The 10,717-nt window shown below is 74.5% G+C and carries 12 protein-coding genes; 7 read left to right on the top strand and 5 right to left on the bottom strand.

Annotated features, from left to right (window positions below; translation table 11 throughout):
• Positions 1-1,160 (bottom strand): YbfB/YjiJ family MFS transporter (locus tag BMW99_RS39715; RefSeq protein WP_079176333.1); only part of this gene is annotated, 1,160 nt, incomplete at its 3' end.
• 119 nt (positions 1,161-1,279) lie between these two features.
• The gene (locus BMW99_RS38300; protein WP_069465900.1) at positions 1,280-1,582 is read right to left on the bottom strand and encodes a muconolactone Delta-isomerase family protein; all 303 of its coding nucleotides are present in this window, start codon (positions 1,580-1,582) and stop codon (positions 1,280-1,282) included.
• Between the two features lie 157 nt (positions 1,583-1,739).
• Here BMW99_RS38300 and BMW99_RS38305 point away from each other — a divergent pair, with 157 nt between their 5' ends.
• From BMW99_RS38305 to BMW99_RS38315, 3 genes are all read left to right on the top strand, one after another.
• A complete protein-coding gene (locus BMW99_RS38305; RefSeq protein ID WP_069465899.1) occupies positions 1,740-2,681 on the top strand; it encodes a LysR family transcriptional regulator in 942 nt (313 codons plus the stop codon).
• Between the two features lie 339 nt (positions 2,682-3,020).
• Positions 3,021-3,734, top strand: coding sequence for an SDR family NAD(P)-dependent oxidoreductase (locus BMW99_RS38310; protein ID WP_069465898.1), 714 nt, complete (start codon positions 3,021-3,023; stop codon positions 3,732-3,734).
• Between the two features lie 65 nt (positions 3,735-3,799).
• Positions 3,800-4,177 (top strand): nuclear transport factor 2 family protein, encoded by a 378-nt coding sequence (locus tag BMW99_RS38315; protein ID WP_069465897.1) that lies wholly within the window; start codon positions 3,800-3,802, stop codon positions 4,175-4,177.
• 43 nt (positions 4,178-4,220) lie between these two features.
• Here BMW99_RS38315 and BMW99_RS41730 read toward each other — a convergent pair whose 3' ends face one another.
• Positions 4,221-6,392, bottom strand: coding sequence for an SGNH/GDSL hydrolase family protein (locus BMW99_RS41730; protein WP_075018399.1), 2,172 nt, complete (start codon positions 6,390-6,392; stop codon positions 4,221-4,223).
• 299 nt (positions 6,393-6,691) lie between these two features.
• On the opposite strand from BMW99_RS41730, the gene BMW99_RS38325 reads away from it, so the two are divergent.
• Positions 6,692-7,069: a nuclear transport factor 2 family protein gene (locus BMW99_RS38325; RefSeq protein WP_069465957.1), complete on the top strand. Its 378-nt coding sequence runs from the start codon at positions 6,692-6,694 to the stop codon at positions 7,067-7,069.
• Positions 7,070-7,176: 107 nt separating this feature from the next.
• On the opposite strand, the gene BMW99_RS38330 is transcribed toward BMW99_RS38325, so the two are convergent.
• Together BMW99_RS38330 and BMW99_RS38335 are read right to left on the bottom strand one after the other, a co-directional pair.
• Positions 7,177-8,028, bottom strand: a complete 852-nt coding sequence (locus BMW99_RS38330) for an NAD-dependent protein deacetylase (RefSeq protein WP_069465958.1) — start codon at positions 8,026-8,028, stop codon at positions 7,177-7,179.
• A 44-nt stretch (positions 8,029-8,072) separates the two neighbouring features.
• On the bottom strand, positions 8,073-8,504 hold the full coding sequence (locus tag BMW99_RS38335; RefSeq protein ID WP_069465959.1) for a hypothetical protein: 432 nt from the start codon (positions 8,502-8,504) through the stop codon (positions 8,073-8,075).
• A 222-nt stretch (positions 8,505-8,726) separates the two neighbouring features.
• Here BMW99_RS38335 and BMW99_RS38340 point away from each other — a divergent pair, with 222 nt between their 5' ends.
• The 3 genes from BMW99_RS38340 to BMW99_RS38350 form a co-directional block, all read left to right on the top strand.
• Positions 8,727-9,620, top strand: a complete 894-nt coding sequence (locus BMW99_RS38340; RefSeq protein WP_069465960.1) for an NAD(P)H-binding protein — start codon at positions 8,727-8,729, stop codon at positions 9,618-9,620.
• Positions 9,621-9,739: 119 nt separating this feature from the next.
• Positions 9,740-10,204, top strand: a complete 465-nt coding sequence (locus tag BMW99_RS38345; protein WP_069465961.1) for a low molecular weight protein-tyrosine-phosphatase — start codon at positions 9,740-9,742, stop codon at positions 10,202-10,204.
• The coding region (locus BMW99_RS38350; protein WP_143080623.1) for a phosphotransferase at positions 10,201-10,717 on the top strand (517 nt) is incomplete at its 3' end. The genes BMW99_RS38345 and BMW99_RS38350, both read left to right, overlap by 4 nt.

Consider the following 10,717-nt stretch of genomic DNA (forward strand, 5'->3'; position numbering starts at 1 on the left):
ATCAGCGCCTGGTGGTAGCCGTGGTGGAGCAGGGGCGTGACCGCGAGCGGGCCGAGGATCTGGCCGACGGAGTACCCGGCGGTCAGGAGCGCCACCGAGCGCGGGAACTCCAGCTGCGCTCCGGCGGCCAGCGCGAGGGTGCTCACGCCGATGAACGTGGCGCCGAACAGCGCCGCGGAGACCAGGGCCGCCGCCACGCTGCCGGTCAGCGCGGGCAGGGCGATACCGACCGCCTGGACGGCGAGCGCCACCAGCAGGAGGTCCGCGCGGGAGTACCGGCGTCCCAGCCAGGCCCAGCAGGCCGACGACGGCACCGCGGCCAGCCCCACCAGCACCCACGCCCCGCTTCCGATCCAGCCGGGCGAACCCTGCTCGATCGCCGCGACCAGGAACGTGCCCGCGACGATGTAGCCGACGCCTTCGAGCGTGTAGGAGGCGAACAGCACGCCGAACCACCGGCGATTGCCGCGCGGCGCGGGTCCGGCGTGGGCATCGCCCGGACCACGGGCGCGGCCGGACGCGCGGACCGCCGCGGTGCCGAGGTCCGGGCGGACGGCGGCCGTCGCCTCCCGGGCCCCTGGCACCGCCACACCGGCAGTGCGCTGCCCCGGCCCGCCCGTGGTGCCGGGCAGCGACGCACCCGCGGCGTTCCGCCGCGGCGCGGTCTCCGGCCGCAGGTTCCACGCGGCGAGCGTCAGGACCGCGCCGAGTGCCGCCGCCGACCACCAGGCCGCCCGCCAGTCGGCGATCGGCCGTACGGCGAGGACCAGCAGTCCGGACAGGGCGATGCCGGCCCCCACTCCCCCGAAGGCCCAGCCGGGCAGGTGCGCAGGATGGGCACGCAGGTGGCTGTGCAGGGAACTGACGGCGATCACGAACACCAGCGCGCTGGCGGCGCCGGCCACCAGCCGCAGCAGGAGCCAGGTCGTCGTGCTGTGCGTGAGCGGCATCGCGGCGAGCGACGCGGTGAGGACGACCAGCGCGGCCCGCAGCAGGGCGGGTGAGCGGACCGCCGCGGGCGCGAGGATCCCGGTGAGCGCGCCGGCGAGGTAGCCGACGTAGTTGGCTGTTGCCAGGTGCGCGCCGGTGCCCGACGTCAGCCCCGCCTGGGCGTGCATCAGGGGGATGATCGGCGTGTACACGAACCGGCCGACCCCCATGCCCGCCGCCAGGGCCGCCGCGGCCCGGGCGACGTGGCCCCACGGCGAGTGGGGCGCGGCGCCTGCCCGGGCCGTGGACGGATGCGTCGAAGACGGATGCGGCGGGGACGGCTGTGCCGTCACGCGCCGGCCCCGTCGCGGCCGGGGTCGTTGGGGTGGGGCTGCAGGGGCGTGACGGCGAAACTCATCCAGGGGCTCAGGGGCAGCGTGCCGAGGACCTTCGCGTGGAGCTCCTCCTCGTCGTCGGCCAGCCAGATGCCGATGCTGCGCAGCTCGCCGACCGGGCGCCACAGGCGGAAGAGGTGGCCGGCGGCGGCCATTTCCCTCGCCCGGACCGCTTCGGCGGCGCGGCGGCGATCGACCTCGTCCTGACTGGTGCCCTCGGGGATCGTGGTGGTGATCTCGACCAGGAACTCCCGCATGGTTCTGCTCCTTCCTGCGGCGGCGAACGGGTTCGGGCCCGGTGCGCCGGTGCACGGGGCCGGGTCCGCCGTCCTCTTTCATGGTCCGCCGAGCGGCCGCAGCCCGCCACGACCGGCTTCCTCGCTCGTGGGAGGCGCGGCCTCGGAGCGACGTAGCATGATCCGCGTGGAACTGCGCCAACTTCGGTACTTCGTCGCGGTGGCCGAGGAGCTGAACTTCGGCCGGGCCGCCGAGCGCCTGCTGATCGCCGGGCCCTCGCTGTCCCAGCAGATCAAGGCGCTGGAACGGGATCTCGGGGTGCGCCTGTTCGACCGGGACCGCCGGTCGGTGGCGCTCACGGCGGCCGGCGCGGACCTGCTGGCGCACACGCGGGCACTGCTGGAGCAGGCGGACGACCTGCAGCGGCGCGCCCGCCGGCTGTCGGGGTCGGAACCGGTGAGGCTGGGTTACGTCAACTGGTTGCCGCCGAGGCTGAACGCGCGCACGTCGGGAGTGGCCGACGTCCACCTCGACGCATGGGTGGCACCGTCGCACGCGCAGGCCGCGCGGGTCGCCGACGGCAGTCTGGACCTCGCGGTGTGCTGGGTGCGCGGGGAGGATCTGGAGCAGCTCGGCCTGGAGGCGCGGCTGCTCGGCGCCGACCGGCTGTACGCGGTCTCCACGGGGACGGACACCGGCGAGGTCGCCGCCCGCGACACCTCGGTGCTGATCGACGACGACGCCATGTCGTGGTCGTCGTGGAACGTGTACGCGGATGAGGTGGCCCGGGACACGGGCGCTCGCGCGGTGCGCATCTCCGACGGCGGCGTCACCGGACCCGCGTTCTTCGACCACGTCCGCCGCAGTGCCCGCCCGGTCGTCAACTCGCCGAAGGGTCAGACGTCACCTCTGCCGCCCGACCTGGTCCAACGGCCCGTGGGCGGGCCGCAGTTGCAGTGGACGTGGTCCCTGGTGTGGCGCCGGGGCGAGGTCCGCGCCGCGGTGCTCGCCGTCGTCGACGCCCTGTGCGAGGGCGTCGACGACTCGGTGCTCCGCGCCGCGGACGTCTGGCTCCCGGCGGACGACCCGCACCGGCGCCCGGCACCCCCGCGCGACTGACGCCCGGCGCCGCCTGGTGCCCCCGCGCGACTGACGCCCGGCGACTCCCGCCGCCCCTTCGCCTGCACACCGCCTCCCGCGGCCCTTCGAGCCTCGCGCCGCCTTCCGGTCCGTCCGCGGTGACCTCGCGCAGCCGCGAGACGTCGGCGCACGGCGTGACGGCCCGCCATCAGTGGTAGGCAAAACCTCCTACGTAGGAGGATTCCGGTCCCGTGACCAGCGGCTTCAGCCTTTGACCTGAGCCGAGGAGCGGCTTACGGTCAAATAGTCGACCGGTCGGCTAGTAGCGACGGTCCGGCACCCGCAGGAAGCCACTCCTCCGTAACGAAGAAGGTCATCATGAGCACTCCGCAGCAGAAGGTCGCCGTCGTCACCGGTGCGTCGCAGGGCATCGGTGCCGCCGTGGTCGAGGCATACCGCAAGCTCGGCTACGCGGTCGTGGCCACGTCGCGCTCCATCGCCCCCTCCGGCGACCCGGAGGTGCTGACCGTGCAGGGCGACATCGCGGACCCCGCGACCGCCGAGCGCGTCATCGCCGCCGCCGTCGAGCGGTTCGGCCGCGTCGACACTCTCGTCAACAACGCGGGGGTCTTCGTCGCCAAGCCGTTCACCGACTACACCGCCGAGGACTTCGCCACGGTCACCGGCATCAACATCGCCGGCTTCTACCGGATCACGCAGCTCGCCGCGGAGCGGATGCTGGCCCAGGGCGGCGGTCACATCGTGAGCATCACCACCAGCCTCGTGGACAACGCGGACGCGCGGGTCCCGTCGGTGCTGGCCTCGCTGACCAAGGGCGGGCTGCAGTCGGCCACCAAGTCCCTCGCCATCGAGTACGCGGGACGCGGCATCCGCGTGAACGCCGTGTCGCCCGGCACGATCAAGACGCCGATGCACCCGGTGGAGACCCACGAGGCGCTGGCCGCGCTCCACCCGGTGGGGCGGATGGGCGAGCGGAGCGACGTGGCGGACGCCGTGGTCTACCTCGAGAACGCCCCGTTCGTCACCGGCGAGATCCTGCACGTCGACGGTGGCATGAGCGCCGGCCACTGACGTCCGAAGGACCGTCGGACGTCACCTCGCACGAGACCGTCGCATCACGAGAGAGGAGCAGCATCATGCAGTCCGCACCCACCCCGGAGGAGACCGCCCTGCGCGGCGTGCTCGACCGGTGGAAGGAGGCCGTCGACCGGCACCGCCCGGACGACGCGGCCGCCCTGTTCACCGAGGAGGCGATCTTCCAGGGGCTGCACCCTTACAGCGTCGGGCGGCAGGGGGTCGCGGAGTACTACGCGTCCCAGCCGCTCGACCTGGCGGCCGCCTACCGCGTCGTGGAGAGCAGGAGCCTGTCGCCCGACCTCGTGCTGGGCTACCTGGCGGTGGACTTCTCGTTCAGCCAGCGCCCGACGCTGAGCGTCGGGCTCAGCATCCTGCTGAGGCGTACGGACGCCGGCTGGCTGATCGACCACTACCAGGTGTCCCTGCTGCCCTCCTGACGGAGTCCGCGGTCCCGCGGACTCCGCCGGCCCCCTTCCCGTCTCAGTGCGCCTGCTGGAGCGTCAGGGCGAACAGCTTCAGCCGTGCCTGGTCGGGAAGGGTGATCGAGCGGACGGCCTTCGCCGGGTCGAGCGGAAGCGTCCGGGCGTACACGTCGACCGCCGGGCCGTCCCGGCCGGCGCCGGCGCGGTACCGGTACGGCGCCGCCACGGCGACGTCCTCACCGGACTGCGGGCCCGCCGCCCAGTCGCTGAAGTGCAGCGGCAGGGCGGCGGTCGAGCCGTCGGCGTAGGTGACGGTGGCGACGTCGTCGACGGCGCCGCCGCTCGCCGCGGCCAGCACGCGCAGCCCGCTCGACGCGAGGGCGGGCAGCGGGAGCGTCTGCGCCTGCGCGGTCACGGAGTTGAGGGCGCCGTCGACTCCCGAGGGGAAGACGAACGGGGTACCCGCGAGGACCGCCGGTCCCGCGGCGGGGAGGGTCTCGGCCGCGTAGCTCCAGCCGAGCCCGTCGAAGTTCCCGTCGTCGGGGTGTGCGGCCGAGGCGATGGAGTCGTGGTCGTAGGACGACGCCAGATCGAGGGCGCAGGCGTCGTCGCTCTGGGCGCAGCCCATCCGCTCGACGTTCAGCGTGGCCGTCGCGGTCGCGCTGCGGCCGTCGTCGGTGCGGACGGTGAACGTCACGTCGTGACGTCCGGCGGTGGTGCCGGCCGGCACCTGCACCTCGGTGCTGAGGTCGAGTTGCGTGTAGCGGCCGTCGCTCTCCAGGGTGAACGGCCGCCGCTGGTGCACGCCGTCCAGAACGGTGTCCAGGGTTCCGCCGACGGTGCCGGGCGCCTGGACGAACGCGCGGGCGGTGAACGGCAGCGAGGTCGCCCGCCCGGCGATCGCCGCTGCCTGCTCCGGGGCGGCCGCCACCGTCAGGGAGCGGCGCGGCGGGACGGGCGGGGCCGGGTCCACCGGCGCGGGCGCCCCGAGCGCGTTCAGGTCGATGGCGTCGGCCATCGCCTGGTAGCCGGCGTCGCCCGGGTGCAGGTGGTCGCCGCTGTCGTAGCGGGGCAGCATGCGGTGCGGGTCGGCGGGGTCGCGAACGGCGGCGTCGAAGTCCACCACCGCGTCGAAGGTGCCGCTGGAGCGGATCCAGTCGTTGACGCCCTGCCGGGCCGCTTCCTCGTTCGTGTCGTAGGTGCCCCAGCCCTCGAACGGCAGGATGGTGCCGCCCAGCACGCGCAGGCCCGCCGCGTGGGCCCGGTCGGCGAGGTCCTTCAGGCCGGCGATGATCTGCTGGGGGTCGAGCTGGTGCGGGGTCTGCTGGATGTCGTTGATGCCCTCCAGCACGATCATGGTGCGGGCGCCGGCGCGTTGCAGGACGTCGCGGTCGAGCCGGGCGGTGGCACGGACTCCGGCGCCGTCGAGCAGCACGCGGTTGCCGCTGATGCCGGCGTTGAGGACACCGAACGTGGACGCCGGGCCGTGGGCGGCCCGCAGGCGCGCGGCGAGCAGGTCCGGCCAGCGGCGGTTGGCGCCGGGCGTGGACTGGAAGCCGTCGGTGATCGAGTCGCCGAGGGTGACCACGGCGGCGGCCCGGCCCGCGCCGGGTTCGACGTCGACCTCGGTGACGTAGTGCCACGCCGTCGTCGTCAGCGGCAGCCCGCCGGCGCCCAGGTCCGCGGCGTGGTCCGTGCCGTCCGTGGCGTAGTAGGACGTGGCGAGCCCGAGGTCGTGGTAGGTGACCGGCCCCGACGGGTCGGGCGTGAACGTGGTGACGAAGAGGTCGGCGGCGCCCGACAGGGGCAGCTCCACCGGGTCGCTGTACAGCTCCTCCCCCGCCGGGACCGTGACGGCGGTGCTCCCGCCGAAGGTCACGTCGCGCAGCGTGCCCGTGGCGATCGCGGCGCTGCCGGGCAGCCGCTGGAGGCCCACGGTGGTGTGGGCGAACCGCACGGGCTTGGTGCCGAAGGCGTTGGACAGCTTCACCCGGATCCGCTGCCCGCCGAGGCTGGTGTGGACGAGGTTGCGGATCGTGTAGCCCGCGTAACCGCTGTCGGTGACACCGCCGTTGGCCGCGGCGGACCACGTGCCGACCCAGCCGGCGGGCTCCTTCGCGGACGCGGTGGCGGTCGGCGCCGCCGCGTGGGCGGGGGCCGCCGCCGAGACGGACAGGGGGAAGCAGGCGGCGAGCAGGAGCAGGACGACCAGAGTGGTGTATCTGCGCACGGACGCACTCCCTCCGAGCTCGGCCGGGACCGCGGGCGGCGAGTGGGACGGGCGCGGCGCGGCGTCGGCGAGCCCTGGCAACGTTGTCAGCGCATCTGACGGGCAGAAGGTAGCAGCGGCCTCGCACGCGGCCAAGGGTTCTGACGCGCTCGCGTCAGGACTCGCGCGACGGGAGGTGACGCACCGCCACTTCCCTTGGGGTGCCCGGACGCTGTGGTTCCGTGTCGTGCTTCTCGCCGTCCCCGGCGCTCGGGCGGCCGCGCACGGCCGCTGTCGGTGGTGGGTGCCAGGATGCGGACATGGACGCTGAGCAGACGGTTCGCCTGTTGTGGGAGCGCATTCAGGAACGCGACTGGGAGGGGGTGCGCGGGCTGCTGGCCGGGGATCTCGTGGTGGAGTGGCCGGTCAGCGGTGAGCGGATCAGCGGCCCTGACACCTTCGTGCGGGTGAACGCGGAGTATCCGGAGGGCTGGTCGATCCGGGTGCTGCGGGTCGTGGCCGACGGCGATCAGGTCGTGTCGGAGGTGGAGGTGCCGCACGAGAAGCTGGGCGTGTTCCGCGCCGCCTCCTTCTGGACGGTGCGGGAGGGGCGGATCACGGCCGGCCGCGAGTACTGGACGGAGCTCGGCGCGGACGAGGCGCCGCAGTGGCGGGCCGGGTTCGTGGAGCGGATATGACGTGAACGAAGGGGCGCAGGGGACGTGAGGTGACGTGAGGTGACCTGCCGCGTCCGGGCCTCGGCCGGGGCGGGCACGGCAGGTCACCGCGCCAGGGTGTCAGGGCGTCAGGCGCCGAGTCGGTCGGCGAGGCCGGTCAGGGTGGTACCGAGCGGCAGGGCGAGGCGGAGTGCCGCGAGCTCGTCACCGCGGGTCGGCCCCTGGTTGACGATGGCGACGGGCTTGTCCTGCTTCGCCGCGTACCGGGCGAAACGCAGACCGGACATCACCGTCAGCGACGACCCGAGGACGAGCAGCGCGGTGGCGGCGTCGACCAGGTCGTAGCACTGCGCGACGCGCGGCTTGGGCACGCTCTCGCCGAAGAAGACGACGTCGGGCTTGAGCGTCCCGGCGCCGCAGACCTGGCAGGCCACGGTGCGGAAGGCGGCGACGCGCTCACCCGCCAGGTCGGCGTCGCCGTCGGGGTTGACCTGGGCGGCGGCGCCCCGGAAGCCCGGGTTGGCCTGGTCGAGCAACTCGTCCAGGTGGCGCCGCGAGCTCCGGTTGCCGCAGTCCAGGCAGAGCACCCGGTGCAGGCTGCCGTGCAGTTCGACGGCGTCCCGCGTGCCGGCCGCGCCGTGCAGCCCGTCGACGTTCTGGGTGATGACGCCGGACACGAAGCCGGCGTCGGCGAGCCGCGCGACCGCACGGTGGCCCGGATTCGGCAGGGCGGCGGCGATGCTTCCCCAGCCGAGGTGGCTGCGCGCCCAGTACCGCTGCCGGTCCACCGCACTGCCGGTGAACTCCTGGTAGGTCATGGGTACGCCGGTGCGGCGGCGGCCGGTCTCGCCGCGGTAGTCCGGGATCCCGGACTCGGTGGACAGTCCCGCGCCGCTGAGTACCGCGACGCCGCGCCCGCCCACGAGCCCGACCACACGCTCGAACGCGTCCACGGCGGCGGGGGGCGCACTGGTCTCCATACAAGCAGCGTACGACGCCGGAGCCGGCGGTCATCGGGCCGGCGTCAGGGCAGGCGCAGTCCCAGGGCCGTGCGCTCGTCGGGGTGGTGGCCGCGCTGGACGCCGAGGCGGCGCAGCGCGGAGTTGACCGGGCCGTCGGGGCCGGGGGTCTGGTGGGCGAACGACGCGGTGACCTTGCGGTCGACGACGAGCACGCTCGACTCGAGATCGCCGTCGACCTCGATGAACAGCACCGGGGCGGTGCAGGCGTCGGGGAAACCGGCGGAGCGCATCACGGTCGCCATGAACCAGTCGAGGCCGGCGGCGGAGTCGGGGTCGGCGGCGAGCGCTCCCCCGATGCGGTTCCAGTCGTCCTCGGTGAGGGCGATCAGCGTCAGGCCCTGCTCCAGCGGCTCGTGGTGACGCCCCGCCAGGTGGCTGCCGGCCTCCGTCGTCGTGGTCACCAGAGCCGTCCAGGGTCCGTCACGGCCGGTCATCCCCGCGTCCACCCGCCTTCCCCGCGCGACAGTCCACCGCGGACGGTACGGGGCCGCGCGGGCGGAGGCAATGACCGCGGGGGCCCGCGCCCGGAGGGTCGGGCCGGGCGGCGGGAAGCGGCGGGGGGCAGCGGTGGTGGGCGTACGACCCGAGGCCCGAAAAGTATACGGTACGGTAGAGTTTACTTATCGCTCCTGCTTCCGACCCTGCGGAGAACGCTCATGATCGTCATCACCGCCCCGACCGGGAAGATCGGGCACCAGGTACTGGACCGCGTGGTCACCGCCGGCCGGCCCGTCCGTGTCGTCGCGCGCGACCCCGCGAAGCTGCCCCTCCGGGTGCGGGACCGGGTGGAGGTCGTCGAGGGCTCCCATGGGGACCCCAAGGTGCTGGACCGCGCCTTCGAGGGCGCCGACGACGTGTTCTGGCTGCTGCCCACGGACCGCACGGCCGCGACCGCCCACGACGCGTACACCGGGTTCACCCGGCCCGCGGCCGACGCGCTGCGCGAGCAGGGCGTCAAGCGCGTCGTCGGCGTCAGCGCGCTGGGCCGTGGCACCGCGTGGGCCGGCCGCGCCGGGCACGTGACGGCGTCGCTGGCGATGGACGACCTCATCGCCGGGACGGGGGTCGCGTTCCGCGCGCTCGCGCTGCCCGGGTTCATGGACAACGTGCTGCGGCAGACGCGGGCCATCAAGGAGCAGGGGGCGTTCTACGACGTGCTCCCCTCCGACCGCCGTCTGCCGTCGGTCGCCACCCGCGACATCGCCGCGGTCGCCGCCCGCCTGCTCCTCGACGGCTCGTGGACGGGACAGGACACCGTGCCGCTGCTCGGCCCGGAGGACCTGTCGTACGACGACATGGCCGCCGTCGTGTCCGACGTCCTCGGCACCACCGTGGTGTACCGGCGCATGCCGGAGCAGGCGATGCGCGAGTTCCTGACCGGTTCCGGGGCGTCCGAGGGCATGGCGCAGTCGATACTCGACATGATGACCGCGAAGGAACACGGACTGGACGACGGCGTCGTCCGCACGCCTCAGCACGCCGACGACACCCCGACGACGTTCCGGCAGTGGTGCGAGGACACGCTCCGCCCGGCGGTGCTCGCCGCCTGACGGCCGGCCGAGGCGAGGGACCACCGGCAGTTCGTCATGCCGGCGAACCCGCCACGACCGGCTGTGCCGCCCGCGCTCGCCGCACCGGTGGGCGGGGGCGGCACCGTTAGGCTGGGGCCGTGCACATCTGCTTCGTCTGCACCGGGAACATCTGCCGCTCACCGACCGCCGCGCTGGTCTTCGCCGAGTACCTGCGCCGTGCCGACCTGGACGACGCCGTGCGCGTCAGCAGCGCCGGCACCGGGCCCTGGCACGCCGGGGAGGGCATCGACGCGCGGGCGGGCGAGCTGCTGTCCCGGCGCGGCTACCCCGTCGACCACGTCGCGGCCCAGGTCGGCCCCGACCACCTGGACGCGGACCTCCTGCTGGCCATGGACGGCGGCCATCTGACCGCGCTGCGCCGGATGGTCGACGACCCGTCACGGGTCCGCCTGCTGCGGTCGTTCGACCCCGGGGCGGACGGCGATCTGGACGTACCGGACCCCTACTACGGCGGCCCCGGCGGCTTCGACGAAGTGCTGGACCAGGTCGAGGCCGCGATGCCCGGCCTGATCGACTGGGTCCGCGCGCGGCCGCGGCCGTGACGGCCGGCGGACGGACCGGGCCGGCCGAGGACGCGGGTGCCGCCGCGGCGCGGCTGACCGGACGTCAGGTCACCAGCGTGCGGCAGCTGTCCACCGCGCTGACCGAGGCGGTGCTCGACGACGGGCGGACCGTGATGGTCAAGCGCGGCGGCGAGGCGGGTGCCGTGCGTGCCGAGGCCGCGGGTCTGCGCTGGCTGGCGGGCGCGGGAGCGGTCCCCGTACCGCTGGTCCACGGCTGGGACGAGCGGTGGCTGGTGATCGACCTGGTGCCGCGTGGCCGTCCGGACCGCCGCGCGGCCCTCGCGTTCGGCTCCGCCCTGGCCGCTCTCCACGCGGCCGGCGCCCCGGCGTTCGGCGCGCCGCCCCCGGGCGGTCCCGAGCACGCCTTCGTGGGGCTCGCCCCGCTGCGCAACGTCCCCGACGGGACGCTGCGGCCCGGCGAGGCGGCCGTCGTGGAGGAGGTCTGCGCACGCCTGCCGCACCTGTCGGGTCCCGCGGAGCCGCCGGCCCGGC

It is taken from the genome of Actinacidiphila rubida (genome assembly GCF_900110255.1).
Taxonomy (GTDB): domain Bacteria; phylum Actinomycetota; class Actinomycetes; order Streptomycetales; family Streptomycetaceae; genus Actinacidiphila; species Actinacidiphila rubida.

Bases quoted from the DNA above. Each gene is read 5' to 3' on its own strand.
- BMW99_RS38300 (WP_069465900.1), bottom strand. From the start codon at position 1,582: ATGCGGGAGTTCCTGGTCGAGATCACCACCACGATCCCCGAGGGCACC.
- BMW99_RS38325 (WP_069465957.1), top strand. From the start codon at position 6,692: ATGGACGCTGAGCAGACGGTTCGCCTGTTGTGGGAGCGCATTCAGGAA.
- BMW99_RS38340 (WP_069465960.1), top strand. From the start codon at position 8,727: ATGATCGTCATCACCGCCCCGACCGGGAAGATCGGGCACCAGGTACTG.
- BMW99_RS38330 (WP_069465958.1), bottom strand. From the start codon at position 8,028: ATGGAGACCAGTGCGCCCCCCGCCGCCGTGGACGCGTTCGAGCGTGTG.
- BMW99_RS38310 (WP_069465898.1), top strand. From the start codon at position 3,021: ATGAGCACTCCGCAGCAGAAGGTCGCCGTCGTCACCGGTGCGTCGCAG.
- BMW99_RS38305 (WP_069465899.1), top strand. From the start codon at position 1,740: ATGATCCGCGTGGAACTGCGCCAACTTCGGTACTTCGTCGCGGTGGCC.
- BMW99_RS38335 (WP_069465959.1), bottom strand. From the start codon at position 8,504: ATGACCGGCCGTGACGGACCCTGGACGGCTCTGGTGACCACGACGACG.
- BMW99_RS38315 (WP_069465897.1), top strand. From the start codon at position 3,800: ATGCAGTCCGCACCCACCCCGGAGGAGACCGCCCTGCGCGGCGTGCTC.